Raw genomic sequence first — 18,461 nt, 5'->3', positions numbered from 1 at the left:
TTCTTCAGTCCGATACTCCGCCTCTTTGGTAGAAGTCACATCATTGGTGAGCAATATATGGCCTACAATAGTCCCCTGCTTATTGGTTATCGGAACAATCTTGACCTCGTAGATAATGGTATCTTTATTGGAAGTATGGAAATACTCTTTATTCATCCGGTCGAAATCATATTCAAATTCAAGTACAATGTCGTCTCCGGATTGAATTCTCGCTAAAAGCGCCTCGTCCACATAAGGACTTTCAAACAGATTGACTTTGTTGATTACCGCATCGAGCTTAACACCATACATAAGCCGTGCCCGTTCGTTTAAGCAACGGAGTATACCTGACGCATCGTAAATTTCCACACCCATCGGCAGACGGGCGAACACGCTATCTGTCAAGAAAATCTGCTCATCTAACAATGCCAGCATCTCTTTTTCAAAAGATGTACTATCTCCATTGCAAGTTTGTGTTTCCAGTCGTTCCATTTATCAGTTTTTGTAGTTAGCGAATAATGTGAATTGTACGCCGGTATTCTGTCGGAGACATACCCGTATGCCGGCGAAAAAAGCGACTTAGCGACGATTGGTTTGAAAACCCCGTTTGCCGCACAATGTCTTTTATGTCAAGATTAGCGTCTCGAAGCAGTGCCTTCACCTCCAGTACAACATGATCTGCAAGTAACTCGCGGGCCGACTGACCATTTACCTCCTGAATAACTCGGGTCAGATATTGAGGAGTTATGCACAGCTTGTCCGCATAAAACGCCATTTCTTTATGTTGCTTATAGTGTTCATAGACCAGCATTGCAAACCGGAAAGCAATATTCTCCTTATTAGAGTTCAAGGGGATGGAAACTCCCTCCCGGCTTACGGTCTTGCGGAAATGAACATAGAAATCCCAATAAAAGATACGCAACAAGTGCAATATGGTTTCCCGCCGGAAAGCGGGATCGTCAGAACTGTTCCGAAAATCAATTGCACGACAGAAGCCAAGAAATCTCTGAACTTCACCCCGAGTCAACCGAACCTGGAAATTCTTCCGCATATAAAAGAAAAAATCAGGAGTAATCTTCCCCAGGCTACTCATGGTATCCAAGAACATCGTTTTATCTATTTTGAAGAAAGTCATAGAGAAATCGGGACTTACCTCACGGATTAATACTGACTGTAACGGCAAAACTGTCACCAGGTCGTTTTTAGATATCCGGCGGCTGACTGAAAAAACCTCTATTACAGCCGTTCCACCTGTGCAAACTCCACCAAATCCTTCTGCCAAATACGCTTCATGTTCATCTACAGGAAGGGCAGAGAGATCGGTATATATATAAAAATTGCCATCCATCTGAAATGTCGTGGTTAAAATGAATAACAAAGATACTAATTTATACCCAAGCAAATTTCAGGATGCAAGATATAGAACGCGAATAGCAAATTTCGGTGCCAACAAAAAGAATAGCAACGATGCAAGGAAGTAATCGCCACAATGCAAGAAACTAATTCTCAGAATGCACATTTTTATTCTTACAACAGTTGTTGTAAGATAGAATTATAACTATTGTAAGAAAGTAGCACAGTTGTTGTAAGATTCAATAACAGTTATAGTATGAATAGTTTTATGAATCCTCGAGAATAGATTCTTGCATTCCGGGAGTTAGTTTATCGCATGTTGAGGATTGTATCATACCAAAGAAATTACGGGAATAATCACTCATTTTCATCATTTCGTCATAAGAAACAGTATGGTTCGTCTACAAACTCTCTAAGGAAGAATTATTAAACTTACTTTTGTAACCGAAATCAAGATGATAGAAATATAAAGATTAATAACAAAGAAAACCAAAATGATGAAGAAGATTTTAGTTTTAATACTATGTGTATTAGTTTATAGCGCATTGTTTGCTCAATCCAATGAAGACAAGAAAACCGTATTTCAATTGAGCTTTGTCCCGCCCCTAAGTACCAATGGAGCCTATTCGCATCAATATACGAATACTGTTTCACTCAACTTACTTGTAGGCATTTCCAGAAACGAAGAGGCATTCACCTGGGGAGGTATCTCAAACATTATTCTGAATGATGCCAAAGGTTTCCAAATGGCAGGACTTTCAAACTATGTAGGAAATGACGGACAGGGAGTGCAGTCCGCAGGACTGGCTAATATAAATAAGAATAAGTTCAGTGGTTTCCAAATGGCAGGATTGGCAAATACAGCTTCTGCAATGACCGGGTTCCAATTCGCCGGATTAGTCAATATTGCAAAAGAGGTAAACGGTTTGCAGGTTGCCGGATTAGTCAACATTGCAAAAGAGGTCAATGGCGTACAATTTGCCGGACTGGTTAATATAGCGGATAAGAGTGACTGCCCCATCGGATTAATCAACATCATTAAAAATGGTGAGATGGGAGTTGCTGTCACTTATGATGCATTGGGAAGTACGGTAGCCACATTCCGTTCGGGCGGCAGATACACTTATGGCATTATAGGCGTTGGATATAACCATAAAACTGAGAATAACTCATTGGTGGCTGAAGGTGGATTCGGTGCTCATATCCCTGTTACCTCCTGGTTCAGGATTAACAATGAACTTAAAGCCTCAACCATCGGAAACGATTCGGATGAACCTGTTTTGAATACTGGATACTCACTCATTCCGTCCTTCAGAATCGGGAAGCACATTGAGTTATTCGGAGGGGTAGGCATAAACTACATGATGACCAAAGATGTAAGCAACAGCAAAATATTCCCGAACCATTCCTTATGGAAAAAGACTGGGTCTACCAAACTGCAACAACTGTATATCGGATACCAGTTTGGTGTACAATATATATTCTAATAGTTCAATTCAATACTCTTTATACTCAATATCCTCTGAATCTACATTTTGACTGTAGATTTAGGGGATTTACAAAAAAAGGACTATATTTGCCCCGAATTCTAAAAGCAACTATTTTGGGTACAATTCTTAAATTTGTTATTGCTTAATATTAGCCTCACAAACCACAGGCTAATTTCTTTCGTTTGAATAATTCTTATTCAGACAGGTTTTTCATTTTATCATTTTTAGTATTAACTACATTGTCTCTGCAAGGCAATTGTAATTTGCTATTCAGACTTTTAGCAGGCTTCGCAGCAACCGCCTGAAAGTTATGGATGCGCTGAATGCGAATGGAGAATTTCGTAAAGAACATTAAGCAAGACATAGAAGTAGAAATCCAAAGAATTGAGCAACAAGATATTGATATCCTTGATAAGATAAAGCAAATAGTCGGCTTCATACAGACTTCACTCGCCCGGCTAAAAGCAACCATTGCGGACTATCAGTTTATTAATCCTGAGGAGGAGATTCTTTTCTTTAAAGTCCGGAAACCGCAAATATCCGGTCTGCTGATATTTTATATCCGTCTGTATCAGATTGAAAGGAATCGGATCGGGAAATCACCGTCAGCTCAATATAAATACCTGAAGGAGGAATATGAAAGTCTGAAGAATATCTCTTCGGACAAGAATTTCTATAACTATTATCAGGCCTGTAAAACAGACTCAGATCATCTGTATTTCATGAGAAAGCATTATGATATCCTTTCAGATGTTCACTGCCACTCGTTGGACAGAGATACTTCTTTTTCCACTTTGCATGATTCCAGCGTAGCAGAGATCTTAGCAAATAAACAACTCACTCATTATCTCTCCACGGAGATTGATGCGTTATCGGAGAAACTACACCTTAAGTTCGCCTCCATCATAGAAAGCAAACTATTGCAATGGACGGAAAGTAAGGTTTCATTGGTAGAATTCATTTATGCACTATATGCCGGAAAATGCTTTAATAATGGTAACACGAACCTGAAAGAAATCGCTTTCTGCTGCGAAACTCTTTTTGATATTGAGATTGGTGATTTCTACCGGATATTTCTTGAAATCAGGAACAGGAAGAAAAGCAGGACACAATTTCTGGATAAATTGAAAGAGAAAATAACCCAAATGATGGACGAACTTGACAGGTAAACAAAGAATATTTCATAGTGTCTTGTGACATCTTGTGAATTATGCAAATGGCTAATATCCAACTTTGCCGGAAAATTACTTAACCCGCAAAGAAAGATAATAGCTTATTTATGGAGACAACAATTACATGGGAAGTAAAGGTGAAGAATACCCCTTTATTAATTAAGAAGTGCAGTCACTGCGATAGTGACCGATTTTATTGTAGCGACAAGTTCAGGATGAATGCTCAAAAGAAGAACATAGATGTATGGTTGATTTACAGATGCGTGAAGTGTGACAACACCTGCAACCTCACTTTGTTATCACGCAGTAAACCGGATTTGATTGACAAGACATTATTCCATAGTTTTTCTATGAATGATAAAGACACAGCCTGGAAGTATGCTTTTTCTACTGAAATGGAGAGAAAGAATAATCTGAGGCTGAATTATGGTAGTGTAGAATACGAAGTTATTCCTAATACCTCATTGGAAGATTTGCTGAATCTATCCAATGAGGTTATCAAAATCCACATCAAGTGCGGGTTTGAGTTTGATCTCAAATTATCATCATTAATCAGAAGGTGCTTCTCACTCTCTGCCAATCAGGTGAAACGTATGTTCGAAGATGGTATCATTACGATTTCAGGCAACAAACCACCTCAGAAACATAAAGTGAAAAATGGGGATATGATTCTAATACAAAGAGAGGAATTAAGTAAGTCTGTCAACCGTTCCATTCATGATATAAGGTAAGGACTGACGTATCTTCTCAACAGGCCAGTTCCACCATTGTATCTGTTGCAGCTTGGCGATTGTCTCTCCCTCAAATCGCATCCGTATTTTCCTGGCAGGTGTTCCTCCTACTATGGTGTAGGGAGGAACATCTTTAGTTACTACTGCCCGTGCTGCGATGACAGATCCATCTCCTATATGCACGCCTGCCATAATAACAGCTTCATAGCCTATCCAGACATCATTGCCTATAATGATATCACCTTTATTAGCCCATGCTGAGGCTACATTTTTCTTATCCAATCCCCATTCTTCAAAGAACAAGGGGAATGTGTAGTTGGACAAGGATTTCAATGTATGGTTGGCACTGTTAAAAAGAAACTTTGCCCCACAGGCAATAGAACAGAATTTGCCGATTATCAGGCGGTCTTGGTTGATAGGATAATGATAGAGGACATTATTCTTCTCAAATTGAGCCGGATCATTTACAAAGTCATTGTATATGGTATAATCACCAACTATGATATTCGGATTGTTGATAATGGTATTCAAATAGATAGTCTGATAATCATTGGTACGCGGATATGTTTTCGTATTCATTGTAATTACTTCTTTTGGTATGTTTAGTATTAATATCTTGTGACGGAAACGGTCACAATCAAGTTGGGCAACAGACTTAGCTGTTGCCCTATCATACTAAACGAAGCTATTTACAAAGTTGCCATTTCATGATGATTAAAGACTATGGTTCATATCACATAGCAAAGATAGCAATTATTTCACTTCAAGCTTTCCTTGTAACTTGATATCTTGTTATGAAATAATTTTCCCATCTGGTTACTTATTGTCAGGATGATTTTCAAAATCAGTAGGAGATACAAATCCCGACATCTTCCACGGTTCTTTAATTTCTCCACTTTGCACACGCTCATAAAAATCATTGGAGTTTTTCTTCCAGAATGGATAACGGTCAAAAGTATCTCCATCCCCTACTAACCGCGGATCTTTCTGTGCCCGCAGTTCATCGAACAGAAGTTGCCTCATAGCCTTCTTTATCTTTGCATATTTCTCATTCCCAGCCAAGTTATTCATACAGTCTTTATCTACCGACAGATCATAAAGTTCTTCTTCAGGGCGGAAATCGAATGTTATGTCATAATAGTAACTATTTTCTCCGGAACGTTTCATACGGAGAATCTCAGTCTTTGTAGGAGAACCGTCACAATCCGTATACCCTGTTTCCGGATTTCCGCAAGGATAAAGTTCCGGTTTCAGATTCGTAACATACAATAAGTCATTCTGCAATATGGAACGGATTGGATAGCCTTGATTCAACGGACGACCATAATCATGCCGTTCTCTACCCAACAATGTATAATGCCAGTCTTTTGATACAATGCCGGCTTTTGAAGTTTTGAAAATATCCACCATGCTCTTCCCCGCAGGAGGAATTAATCCCGATTGTTGTACCCCTATATCACTTACTTCCAAGAAAGTGGGAACGAAGTCTACAAAGCTCACATAGTCGCTGACTTTTCTTCCGGGATTGGCAATACCATTTTTCCACATAACAGCCAAAGGCATGTGATTGGAATATTCATAATTATTTCCCTTACTCCGGGGAAACGGCATTCCGTTATCCGAAGTCACTATAATGATAGTATTATCCAGCTCCCCCCGTTTCTCCAGTTCGTCCAAAAAACGATTGACGAGATTGTCATAATATTCCACTTCAAAGGCATAATCAAGCATATCGGTACGTACCACGTCATTATCAGGCCAAAAGGGAGGTAAGTCATCAATTACAGTTTTATCTTTTCCACCAAGTCTCTCACCAGAACCATATTCATAATTCCGATGTGGTTCAAAGCATCCAAACCAAAAGAACCATGGCTGATTCCCCTCCTTTTCCTGTAAGAAATCTTGAAAATTTCTAAAATAATCAACCTTATTAATTCCTGTTGTCAACGGAGTCAGTTTATGTTTCAGATAAGGTGTACCCGTCAATTTTCGGGGAGCACCATTTTTAACACCTGCATCTCCCGGTCCCCAACCCTTTCCTGTAAAAGCAACCTGATAACCATTCTCTTCCAAAGCTTCCGTCACCACTTTCAAATCATCCGGGAAAATAGGAGTATGATTACCCGCCGCTCCAAGTTGCCAAGAATAAAGCCCGGTTAGAATGCAAGAGCGGGAAGGAGCAGATTTTGCATTAGGCGTATAGCAGTTCGTAAACAAAATACCTGCTTCTGCTACACGATCAAATCCGGGAGTTTTAACCCAAGAAGAGCCATTTGCTCCAAAGTGCCTGTAACTGGCGTCATCAGCAATGCAGAAAAGAATATTCGGACGTGTTTTAGAAGCCGATTTGTCTGCTTTGGACGTCGTGACAGCGGCAGATGCAGAACCAATAGTCAACAAGGTAGTAGCCGCAGTCCAAAAAAGTGAAGTCTTCATATAAGATGAACTTAAGAATTGAACATTATAAATTATATAAGGAACTTCAAATATAGAGGTTAAGTCCCGAACAGACAATAGATAAATAAATATGGTTACATCAGGAACAACAATGGTTACAATCAGAAGATACAGGGACATATAGGCTTTGCCTCTTATGTATAAAAAGCTAAGAATGATACATATATAAGAGTATCTGTTACATGCTTTCTAAAGGTTCTCATTCAAAAAGCCTATACTTGCACTCATAAAACCATTACTCAATCTATGTTATGAACAAGACATCTTTTTTAGTTCTATTGTTTATAAGTATATTGCCTGCTCACTTATTTTCGCAACAGAATAAACTAATAGGCAAAACAGCTTTTAACAGCCAATATCCTCAGTTTTTTCATTTCCGCGGAGAAATGAAACGGGACGTTCATACCGATTATGACACTTGGGAAAAGAAATATGTAACCTCCTCGGGACTCCTTCGAAAATATATTTGCGAAGAACTTAAAATAGATACTATTTTGTACAGTTGGCTCAATCGCTTTGCAGAGACATACCCCGAAAAGCTCTTATTGCTACACTTTAACGGAGAGGCCAGACAGGTGAATGATTATCCGGAAATAAACAAGAAATACTTTCCCGGGCACTGGGTATATGAAACCGGCAGCCTTTTATCTGAAGATTGCACATCATCTCAAACTCACATTCAAGTAAAAGCCATCGACTACTTTCGCGAAAAAGCATACGTTTACCGGAATACGTCACCCAGACGATGGATTCCACACTATGTGCTACTTGTAGAACTGGACGAACAGGGCAACAAACTTTGGTATAACTCTGAAATAGCTCATATTAAATCCATTGATTCATCTACAAGTACTCTCATCCTGAAACGTGGAAAGACAAATACACAAAGCCGTTCTTTCAAAGCCGGAAAGACATACGTGGCCCCCATTGCAGGAGGAATCTGGAGAAACGATGTCATGTTTTACTATAACCTATCATCAGCCTGCCCAAAAGATAAGAACGGCAGAACAGCCGCCAACGTTCTTCTGAATGAAATTCATCATTGGTTCAATCCAGACAACGGTATATTAAAGAAATTAGATGGCATTGCTTTTGACGTTAACTACTTTGATGTGTCCAAACATGAAAGTTGGGATACTAATAACGACGGTCAAGCTGACGGAGGATGGATTAATGGTCAAAATATATGGCAAGCCGGTGACCTACAATTCCTAAAAAATTTACGGAAGCGAATGGGGCAGAATTTTATTATCACCTGCGACGGACAACACCCCATTAATCAACAGGCCGTAGGGGTATTGAACGGCATAGAATCAGAAGGTTTAGTACAACACAACGATGGTTGGAGAGGATTCTCCAGAACAGTAAATACTCATTTGTATTGGGATAAGTTCAATCCGCTCTCTCCACAGTTTCGCTATGTTGTACTGAAACTGATGGACGGCAACGACCAGCATCATGCAGAACGCCTGAGACGTTTTGGAGTAGCAACTGCCTCTTGTCTGGGGGCCTACACTACAGTACCCGATTCTTATTCATTCTTGCCCTCCTGGATACAGCCTTGTAGTTTTGGACGCATACAGGGAGAACTCATCCGATATGCCAAATCCTCCCCGAACCTTCTGTCCGGAACTCCTGCAGAGCTACTACACAAAGGCATCCTTAAAGGTGAAAACTGCTGTATGTCTATCCAAGGAAACTCAATCATAATAAAACCCGCCACTCAATCATCCACACTTTCAATAAAAAATGTGGAACTCCCAACGGGAGACATCACAATCTTCATTGAAGCTGAAACAATTACCCCACCCGATGCCAATTCAGATCTTGTACCACGTTTTATTTATGCTTCTCTCTCCAACTTACCCGATTATGAACCAGAAAAAAAGACCAAAGAGTTTTTCACCGACCTCTATGGGCTAGTGGGCCACGAAAAGAATGAAAACTCATTTTATTTCAGAAGGCCGAAAGTATCCGCCGGCAAACAAACCTTAACGATTACGATAAAAGGCACGGAACAGCTACAGATTCACTCCATAAAAATCTATAACCGACCGGATATCATCATTCGCCAGTTTGAAAATGCTGTCGTATGTGTCAATCCTTCATTAGAAGAGCAAGAAATACATCTATCCGATTTCATAACCGAATATTCCGAAAAACTAAAGATTGCTCCGATAGATGCAGTCTTTATCCCTAAATCCAAGAATAAATAGAAACATCTTAATCATTTGATTCACATGAAAAAGCATCAAGTACTTTTATTATTATTCAGTATTCTGAATGTGGCTACTCTAAAAGCCAAAGTTGAAATTGCCTCTATCTTTAACGACAACATGGTCCTGCAACAGCAAATGGATGTCAACATCTGGGGCACAGCTTCACCCAACAAGAAAGTAACCATCCAACCTACTTGGACTTCTACTGTCTTCTCTACCACATCCGACAAGAATGGAAAGTGGAAAACAAAAATTTCCACCCCTGAAGCCGGTGGCCCTTATCACATAAAAATAAGCGATGGAGAAGAAAAGGTACTCAGCAATATCCTGATCGGAGAAGTGTGGCTCTGTTCCGGACAGTCGAACATGGAGATGCCCATAAAGGGGTTTAAGAACCAGCGAGTCGACGGCTCATTAAAGGCAATAGTCACTTCTGCAGATACTCAAATACGCTTATGCCAGATAAAAAGAATAGCTTCAGATGCTCCGCAAGAATCTTGTGAAAGCGAATGGAAAACATGTGGTCCTGAATCTGTAGCCAACTTTAGCGCCACAGGATATTTCTACGCCAAAATGCTACGACAAGTATTGGGAGTGCCCATCGGAATCATTGAAGCCGACTGGGGAGGCTCTGCCATTGAAGCATGGATGAGCAATGAAAGCCTACAATCAATACCCCAACAACTGAAGACCTCCAAAAACATCAGAAAGAAACCTCAAATACAGCATTTGCCCAACAAACTATTCAATGGTATGATTCATCCCATCATCGGCTACGGAATAAAAGGAGTTATCTGGTGGCATGGAGCCAATAACTCTAGGCAGTATTATAACTACGAACTATTATTTAGAACCATGGTCAACGACTGGAGAAATCGCTGGGGAATCGGAGACTTCAGCTTCAATCTGGCTCAATTAGCTCCCTACCCTTTCAACAATGTCATGGGGTATATGCGGGAAGCACAAGTTAACTGCGCCCGGAACACCCCCAACTGCGACATTGCCATACTACTGGATATCAGCGACTCAACCTTTATGCATGGCCCGATTAAAGAGGTGGTAGGTGAGCGCTTTGCCTACATAGCTTTAGCACAGACCTACGGCATGAAAGGTTTTGAATATACCGGTCCCATTTATAAGTCTATGGAAATAAAAAAGGACAAAATCAGAATATTCTTTGACCATGCAACCGAGGGATTAACCTCTTATGGGAAAAAACTCACAGAGTTCGAAATAGCCGGAAAAGATAAAGTCTTTCACCCCGCTACTGCTGAAATAACTAAAGAAGGCCTATACGTTTCTTCGCCTGATGTCCCGCAACCTGTAGCCGTGAGATACGCATTCCAAAGTTTTGTTACTGGTACTCTCTTCAATACAGCCGGGCTACCAGCCTCTTCCTTTAGAACAGACGACTGGTAATCAAAATACATTAATCAAAAACAACATACAATGAAGCATTTCTTATTTTTTGCAGCGCTTCTCATTGCCAATGCAATAGGTGCTAAAGTTACCCTGCCTCATATAATGGGAAACGACATGGTATTACAACAACAAAGTCTATGCAGACTTTGGGGAAAAGCCACACCAGGCAAGTCGCTCACCGTAACCACTTCCTGGAATAACAGAAAATATAAAACCATAGCCTCCGAAAACGGGGAATGGTTGGTAGAAGTAAACACTCCCAAAGCCGGAGGTCCGTATAAAATAACGTTTGATGATGGTGAGAAGACTATCTTGGACAATATATTGATAGGAGAAGTTTGGATTTGCTCCGGCCAATCAAATATGGAAATGCCTGTTCAAGGTTTCTTGGGACAGCCTACGAACAATTCATTAGAAACTATTGCTAAAGCTGGTAATTATCCGAATATTCGTTTCATCTCGCTTCCGCAAACGGACAGCACTCAGCCCTTATCCGATTGCGATGCAACCTGGAAAGTATCAAATTCAGAAAACATACCAACGTTAAGTGCCAATGCCTATTTCTTTGCCAAAATGCTGAATGAAACCTTACACGTACCAGTAGGCATTATCGTATCTTGCTGGGGAGGCTCCTCTATCGAATCCTGGATGAGCCCCGAGGCATTGCAATCAGTAGATGGATGGGACAGAAAACAAGCTGAAGCAAGAAAGAAAATACAACAACGGCCCTCGCTGCTTTATAACGGTATGATTACTCCCATTAATAAGTTCAGCGCTAAAGGTTTCTTGTGGTCGCAAGGAGAAGGAAATATCCAGAATTACAAACTGTATGCGCAACTAAAAACCGCCATGGTGAAACAGTGGAGAACGGAATGGAAAAATCCTAATATGCCTTTTTATTTTGCAATGAGTGCACCGGGAAAAGGTCACAAAGGCAAACCCTTCCTTGTAGAACAGCAAATAAAATGTTTGGACATGATACCCAATTCCGGCATCGTGTTAACCACTGACTTGGGAAAAGAATTTGAATATCACTATCCACAAGCAAATATTGTAGGAGAACGTTTTGCTATTTTAGCACTCTCCGAGGCTTATCAAATGAAAGGTTTCCCCGCTCACGGCCCTTTGCTGGAAGGTGTAGTGATAGAAAACGGACGGGCCATCGTCACTTATAAAGATACACCTCTGGGACTTTGTCCAACAAGCTACAACATTACAGGTTTCGAGATGGCAGGAGCCGATCGCAAATTCCACCCTGCCAAAGCTCGGATCGTAGACAAAGAAGCCAAATTGGTTGTGGAGTGCGAGGAGGTTCCTGAACCTATAGCCGTGAGATATGCTTTCCACTCTTGGTATGAAACCAACCTGACCAATACTTTTGGTCTGCCGGCACAACCATTCAGAACTGATAACTGGGATAATGTAGAATAATTATGAGAATAGTATTCGTATATTTTCTTTTATTATTTATACTCTCTGTCCGGGTACAAGAAAGCACCAAATATAAAAGTTATCACCCGAAAGTAAACAAAAGATATACTTCAACCGTGGTACCCAGCAAATTGATAAACAGTACGCCTATTATCAAGAGCAAGTAGACAGTCTAATGCGAGCCAAAGGCTTCACTTTCGATCAATGGACAAGTAAAATGTTTGAAAATGCAGCACACAACGAAACTTATTGGGCAACTCGACTGAACCTTCCATTAAAATTCATTCTGAAGAAGCCGGTCATGGCTTCTTCAGAATGGGTAACCTAAGTATACGACTGAGATACCCTAAATAAGTGACAGAATTCACAAATATTTTTTTTAGACATTTACCAATAGCATATAATCACATGTATCAGTCCTATAGGTGTATCAGAAAGATGTTCAATCAGCCCCATTCCTCAATAATAACTCAATGCAGACATATTCATTATAGGATTTCCCCACTCAGCCACAAAAGTCTCCTGAGGTTTAGTACTTCCACCATTGGGAACAGAGAGGTAACGATTACATAAGAAAAGTTTGCCACAAGTAACCTCCCCTTCGATAACAATTTTCCCCAACTATCCATCTCCCGGCATGCCCTGCCGTAGACAAATTCAGGCCAATATTCACACGATACTCTGAAGTAAAGACAAAGCTTCCTCCCCTTGCCCCCATCTGAACATTATTAGATACAGTTAATTGTGATACAGATACTACAAATTGTGCTTGATCAGATATTACATTAATATTGGAAACTATGACTTTTCCACTTCCTACTATTCCAGACTTCTCTACATTAAATGTCATATAGGCTCCTTGCATGTTTCCATCACCAACTGTCAACTCTCCTTGGCACGTTAGAATACCGCCGATTAGTATATTCATTTTTTCTTGGCAGTTTTTGCTCCTAATGACAATTCTGAATCTATATCAATATACAGATTCAGGAACAACCGGATACACTCCTGCATATCATCTTCTGCCAACGAATACACTACCTGGTTCAAATTATCAATCACTACATCATCATCTATCGTAGGCACTCGTCCCTTATCCCACAAGTAGGATCATTCCATTCCCCGGACTTCACTGCCTTCAATCCGGAAGCAGTCACTGACTCCGTAAAAAGCCCAATACTTAAAATGAAGAATGATATTCTTATCACATTCAATTGCAAGATTCTTACTTCTTGTCTATAACAAATCCCTTTTGCTTTTTGTCTATCTTTAGCGAACGGCTGGAGTTTTCATCAATAACGATACGTGCCTTTTCTTTCCCTTCAAAAGAGTTGTTCTGAATTAAGGTATTCAGCCCATCTCTGACTTCAATCACCGGCAGACCGGGCCATAGTTTCGGATAAGTACCCGATTCTATTATCTTGTTATTACGGAATATCAAACCATCGACAGACAGGGCACTCAAAATGGAATTATCAAAAGTACGGAATTCATTATCTTCAATTACAATATTCTTCTCATAAGGTTGGTCTTTTAAAGTTTGTTTCATGCGTGGATTAATCCAGATGACGGAACCTTTACCACCACCATAAACGCAATCATAAAAGATGTTGTTACGTATCAAAACATCATCTACAGCTCCCGATTCGTACCAGTGATTCAAATCTCCTTCAAACAAAATGGAGGTCATCATCGAAGAGAAAGTATTGTTTTCAATCACCGTCTTATTACGAATACTTATAAGAATGCTGCGGGCACGATTGTTGCGCACTACGTTGTTACGGAATATTGTAGTGGGGTACCAAGTAACATTATCAACAGCATCATTTACTTTCAATGTAGCTGGCAGTTCCTCAACAAAGGAAAGTTCAAACAGATGGTCATTGATTTTCTTAAAGCTTTTTACGGTAGCCGGTGCTATAGGCAAAAGAGTCTCGTTAGTAATAAACTCAACCTTATCACCTGAACTGGCAAAATTGTAATCGAACTGTTGTATATGATTCACTCCTGCACGAATGGTATGTTTGTCAACCAGTTCACTGATCTTAACATAAGTACCATGTATGTTACTCGCATCATCCAGCATGTTCTCAAATAAACAATTTTCTATTACTAACTCTCCTTTACAATTACAGAAGTGTGTAGCATCAGCCGTAGTAGACACCATTCTGCCACTCCCCTCACGCAGTTTTACGTTTACCTCATTAAGATGGATGTTTTCACTCTTTTCTGCAATGACTCCCATGCCTCCTGCATGATAGATATTGAGTTTATCCAAATGTAAATTCGAAGAGTTTGTTAAATGTATGGCCGGTGCCAATCGATTGGAACGATTTGGGCCTTTAAAAACATAAATCAAACCGGCAGGGGCAGGTGTTTTGGCAAACCTGGCTTTTATACGGTAGTTATTCCCTCCCAATGATTGATCAAACGTTTTTCTGGATGCAACACCATTCAACAGATAGGACTGGGCATTGTAAGCCACAGCGTTTGTTTTCGGATCAAACACCATTGACTCACCCAAGAAAGGTAACGATAATCCGTTGGTCACGAATCCCAGACGATTACCTTCAAACTCAGTCTTTGTCATTGGATTTACCGCAATATCTACATATTGCTCTAAAGCATTACTTTCCAAAACTTCAGCTTGCAGATAAAATGGCTCTTTCCAATCAATAGAGAAGTTTTTCAACTTGATACCCATAGAGTTCTCAACCAGAAAAGGTGTCATAACTCCATGAAAAATGAAATCGGAACCACCACCATCAATTTCAATATTGGTACAGCCAATCAAAGGAAAGGCAAAATACTTATAGGAATTATCATGATTGGTTACTGCATGATATTTGCCAATAGCCCTTTCAGGATAAAAATGGTACGTTCCCTTAGGAAATACAAGTATGGCATCCTTAAAATCAGCTTGCTGCAACGCCTCTAACACTATAGGAGTTATATCTTTGTCCTGTGAAACTCCTAAATTCTCCATTAATATCCGTTTCTGGGCAAACATAGTGCTTGTCCAAACAAATAGAATAAACCATATCGTTACTTTTCTCATGAATAAATCCCCTATGTTTTTAATGTTATTAATCTGTCATTTCCAGTATTTACTAAAAAACGGATCGTGCGTCTGTTCACACCAGTCCATTACCGCTGTACGAAGTTCATTCATTATTGCATCGTATTTTTCTCCCAGGAAAATGGGATGTAACTGATAAGGGTCCTTCTCATTATCGTACAATACTTCCTTATTCTTACCTACAAACTGGTCATAGTAGGGAGACATTGCAGCTACATAGGTATATCTCTTGGTACGCACTGCACGATAATAACGGTCAGGGCCATTGTCATTCAGTACGCCCCGATCGAACTGGAAGAAAATCTTATCGGTGGTTTCCTTCTCTTTACCATTCATATAGTCAGCATAACTGTTACCATCGATGACTTCGGGAATTTCAATGCCAGCAAGCTCCAGTAATGTAGGCAATATATCAATGCTATTAATCAGTTGTGCTGCCTTTTTGGGTTTCAACTTTGCCGGATAGGAAATCATCAAAGGGACTCCTATAGATTCTTCGTACCACAAATCTTTGTACATTCTTCCATGCGATCCCAATAGCTCTCCATGGTCAGAGGTATACACAACGATGGTATTTTCCCACTCCCCACTATCCTTCAACTCCTGGATCAGCTTACCAAAATTTTCATCAATGGAAGTAATGGCACCGAAATATCCTGGTAGTGCCGGATATGATTCTTTATTATCCACTTTCTCTACATTCTTCCTACGTGGCAGTTTATCAGCCGGTTCATACATCTCTTCAAAACGTTTCGGGGCGGCAAAACCACTACCTTTACGTATTGGCAAATCTTTTAATAGGGCATTCCAGTGACCGATATTATGCTTATTCTGAAATCCCGGTCCCATGCCATTATGTGGAGGAGCATATGATACCACCAAACAAAATGGCTTTCCTTCATCACGTTCTCCATTACGGTTCTTCAAGAATTCGAGTGCCTTCTCCGTTTCATAATCGGGCATCCAGCGTCCGGTAACAATGAGTGAGTCTTTATCCCCATAATACCGACCATCAAAATGGCGATGTCCCTGACTGATCAGCCAATATTCAAATCCTAATCTTCTCTCACGAGGAACAAATGAATACTTCCCTCCTTCATGCCCGTCAAGGTGCCACTTACCTATATATCCAGTACTATAGCCACTCTTTTTGAAAAGTGCTCCCATACCATTTCCATCATCCTCCAGACGACAATCGTTCCCGAATACTTTATTATTTTGAGTATATTTACCTGAAAACAGGCAGGCCCTGTTAGGTCCTGATACCGGATGTGCAGAATAGGCCCTAGTAAAAGTTACCGCCTCTTTTGCGAATTTGTCAAGATTAGGAGTTATCACAGGATCTTCCTTCATAAATCCCAAAGCTTGTCTTCTGTGCTGATCGGACATCACGAAAAGTACATTGGGCTTTTTCTGATCCATCGCAGGTTTCTTCTGTGCAGAAGAAGCCTGCGATAAACTCAATAAAGCAAAGATATGTATTGGATATCTTATGTCCATAGCTCTAATTTTTAGTATCTTGCTGTTTAGGCCAAGAGTATTTTTCAACCTCCAATCCCGTATTATAATCCAAGCTACGCGGATTATACCCATCAGTCTTACGAGCACGAGTATACTCAGTATACTCCCAAGTGGACTTAAAGTCCTTACGCCAGGGTCTGGCATGCCAATACACTCCCCGAAAGGGATCGCGCGTCTCATTCATGTGCTCAAGAATCAAGTTGTGCAGACTATCACGCAATACTGCATGAGTATCATCATTAATGAGGTTATCCAGTTCATAAGGGTCTTTTTCCAAATCATAGAGTTCATCAGTAGACATCAGGTTTACACTCAATTTATATCGTCCGTCAAATACGGCACGCAAAGGCTGGAAAGCACCAAAACCATCATGGTCTACCTCAAAACGTCCAAACTCCATGAAGACAGGCTTCTTAGGCTGATCCACGGGAGAGGTAAATGTGTTAAGAATGCTGCTTCCTTCTATCACATCAGGAATAGTAACCCCTGCAGCATCCAGAATCGTAGGTGTAACACTAATCAAAGAGATAGGAGTTGTAGTCACCAAAGAACTGGGAACATGCCCCTTCCATCTGACAATAAAAGGAACACGGGAAACATCATCATAGACGCATGGTCCCTTTGACTTCAAAGAATGTGCATTCAAGAAGTCGCCATGATCGGAAGTGTAAATCACAAGTGCATCAGGGTACAATTCATCTATCTTTTTCAGCAGACGACCTATCTCATAATCAATGAATGAAAGGGAAGCGAAGTAATAGGGATGCTTGATAGTCATCTCGTCCTTATTCTCAAACTGTCTGCCTTCAGCCCACATCTGTTGATAAGAGGGTTTGTTCTTCAGATTGTCGTAATGACTGGGGTTCTTAGGCCACTCGTAATCTTTGTACATCGAGGCATAAGGCTCCGGACACAAGAACGGATGATGGGGTTCATCGTAAGATACAGTCAGAAAAAACGCATCATCAGAAGTACGGCTTTCCAAAAATTTCAACGCACGCTCCGTAACCCGGTGACCATACGTAAACTCGCCCGGTATAGACTCTTTGTTAGTCTCCGGTAAGCGGGATTTTATCCTCTCTTCTCTCGTGAGTTCTTCCAAATACATGCGCATATCATAGAAATACTCAGGGTCCCAGCCTTGTGGACAGATCCCGTTGCCGAAATAGTCGGTTCCATCTAAATGCCATTTTCCGGTATACGCACAGTAATAACCGTTATCAGAAAGCCTTTGTCCCAAAGTTTTTACATTATCTGCAATAGGCATGTCATTTCCCCAGGAAGCATTAGTATGCGGATACAATCCCGTAAATATAGCCGAACGGGCAGGGCCACTCACCGGGGAAACAGTATAAGCACGGTCAAAACGTACTCCTTCTTCTGCCAGACGATCCAGATTAGGAGTCTTTATTTCAGGAGTAATAGAACTCAGCATATCCCATCTGTGCGTATCTGTCATAATAAATATGATCTTACGCGCCTGTGCTTTGGCTGACACTTCGCCTTGAGGCTGATATCCGGTATTCGTTACTCCCTGACAAGAGCAAAGTACTCCCCAACCTCCATAGCGAAGAACTTTCGTTAATGCATTCCATTTCATAATCATT

At 40.5% G+C, this 18,461-nt stretch carries 15 protein-coding genes; 6 read left to right on the top strand and 9 right to left on the bottom strand.

All coding sequences use genetic code 11. The features are described from left to right. Both BACCELL_RS00635 and BACCELL_RS00630 read right to left on the bottom strand, forming a co-directional pair. Nucleotides 1-471: PAS domain-containing protein (locus tag BACCELL_RS00635; RefSeq protein ID WP_007209535.1), on the bottom strand; the 471-nt coding region annotated here is incomplete at its 3' end. 16 nt (nt 472-487) lie between these two features. Continuing rightward, nucleotides 488-1,327 (bottom strand): AraC family transcriptional regulator, encoded by an 840-nt coding sequence (locus BACCELL_RS00630; RefSeq protein WP_007209534.1) that lies wholly within the window; start codon nt 1,325-1,327, stop codon nt 488-490. Between the two features lie 499 nt (nt 1,328-1,826). Between BACCELL_RS00630 and BACCELL_RS00625 the strand changes: the two genes are divergently transcribed. The 3 genes from BACCELL_RS00625 to BACCELL_RS00615 all read left to right on the top strand — a co-directional run bounded on the left by BACCELL_RS00625 (nt 1,827) and on the right by BACCELL_RS00615 (nt 4,725). Next, a complete protein-coding gene (locus BACCELL_RS00625) occupies nt 1,827-2,819 on the top strand; it encodes a hypothetical protein (protein WP_007209533.1) in 993 nt (330 codons plus the stop codon). Nucleotides 2,820-3,151: 332 nt separating this feature from the next. Continuing rightward, on the top strand, nt 3,152-3,991 hold the full coding sequence (locus tag BACCELL_RS00620; protein ID WP_007209532.1) for an RteC domain-containing protein: 840 nt from the start codon (nt 3,152-3,154) through the stop codon (nt 3,989-3,991). A gap of 110 nt (nt 3,992-4,101) precedes the next feature. Beyond that, nucleotides 4,102-4,725 (top strand): DUF1062 domain-containing protein, encoded by a 624-nt coding sequence (locus tag BACCELL_RS00615; RefSeq protein WP_007209531.1) that lies wholly within the window; start codon nt 4,102-4,104, stop codon nt 4,723-4,725. Here BACCELL_RS00615 and BACCELL_RS00610 read toward each other — a convergent pair. After that, complete coding sequence (locus BACCELL_RS00610) at nt 4,684-5,304, bottom strand: CatB-related O-acetyltransferase (RefSeq protein ID WP_007209530.1); 621 nt, start codon at nt 5,302-5,304, stop codon at nt 4,684-4,686. The two genes, BACCELL_RS00615 and BACCELL_RS00610, sit on opposite strands and share 42 nt — an antisense overlap. A 237-nt stretch (nt 5,305-5,541) precedes the next feature. Next, complete coding sequence (locus BACCELL_RS00605) at nt 5,542-7,161, bottom strand: sulfatase family protein (RefSeq protein WP_242577606.1); 1,620 nt, start codon at nt 7,159-7,161, stop codon at nt 5,542-5,544. Nucleotides 7,162-7,568: 407 nt separating this feature from the next. Here BACCELL_RS00605 and BACCELL_RS00600 point away from each other — a divergent pair, with 407 nt between their 5' ends. From BACCELL_RS00600 to BACCELL_RS00590, 3 genes are read left to right on the top strand one after another with little or no spacing between them, the layout of a single operon-like run. Next, complete coding sequence (locus BACCELL_RS00600) at nt 7,569-9,398, top strand: hypothetical protein (RefSeq protein WP_242577607.1); 1,830 nt, start codon at nt 7,569-7,571, stop codon at nt 9,396-9,398. A gap of 24 nt (nt 9,399-9,422) precedes the next feature. After that, on the top strand, nt 9,423-10,820 hold the full coding sequence (locus tag BACCELL_RS00595) for a sialate O-acetylesterase (RefSeq protein WP_007209527.1): 1,398 nt from the start codon (nt 9,423-9,425) through the stop codon (nt 10,818-10,820). A gap of 30 nt (nt 10,821-10,850) precedes the next feature. Continuing rightward, on the top strand, nt 10,851-12,254 hold the full coding sequence (locus tag BACCELL_RS00590; RefSeq protein ID WP_007209526.1) for a sialate O-acetylesterase: 1,404 nt from the start codon (nt 10,851-10,853) through the stop codon (nt 12,252-12,254). Nucleotides 12,255-12,819: 565 nt separating this feature from the next. Here BACCELL_RS00590 and BACCELL_RS00585 read toward each other — a convergent pair. The 5 genes from BACCELL_RS00585 to BACCELL_RS00565 all read right to left on the bottom strand — a co-directional run bounded on the left by BACCELL_RS00585 (nt 12,820) and on the right by BACCELL_RS00565 (nt 18,454). Further along, nucleotides 12,820-13,182 carry a hypothetical protein gene (locus BACCELL_RS00585; protein ID WP_007209523.1) on the bottom strand — a complete coding sequence of 121 codons (363 nt, stop codon included), beginning with the start codon at nt 13,180-13,182 and terminating at the stop codon, nt 12,820-12,822. Next, entirely contained in the window at nt 13,179-13,340 is a 162-nt protein-coding gene (locus BACCELL_RS00580; RefSeq protein ID WP_153881259.1) for a hypothetical protein, read from the bottom strand. The genes BACCELL_RS00585 and BACCELL_RS00580 overlap by 4 nt, the downstream gene beginning before the upstream one ends. 139 nt (nt 13,341-13,479) lie before the next feature. Beyond that, nucleotides 13,480-15,312: an alpha-1,3-galactosidase-related protein gene (locus tag BACCELL_RS00575; RefSeq protein WP_007209520.1), complete on the bottom strand. Its 1,833-nt coding sequence runs from the start codon at nt 15,310-15,312 to the stop codon at nt 13,480-13,482. Nucleotides 15,313-15,348: 36 nt separating this feature from the next. After that, the gene (locus BACCELL_RS00570) at nt 15,349-16,833 is read right to left on the bottom strand and encodes a sulfatase family protein (protein WP_007219856.1); all 1,485 of its coding nucleotides are present in this window, start codon (nt 16,831-16,833) and stop codon (nt 15,349-15,351) included. Between the two features lie 4 nt (nt 16,834-16,837). Further along, complete coding sequence (locus BACCELL_RS00565; protein WP_007219857.1) at nt 16,838-18,454, bottom strand: sulfatase family protein; 1,617 nt, start codon at nt 18,452-18,454, stop codon at nt 16,838-16,840. Nucleotides 18,455-18,461 lie beyond the last annotated feature (7 nt).

It is taken from the genome of Bacteroides cellulosilyticus DSM 14838 (assembly GCF_000158035.1).
Classification (GTDB): domain Bacteria; phylum Bacteroidota; class Bacteroidia; order Bacteroidales; family Bacteroidaceae; genus Bacteroides; species Bacteroides cellulosilyticus.
Note: the sequence above shows the minus strand (reverse complement) of the source record. Positions and strands in the feature narration are given on the sequence as shown.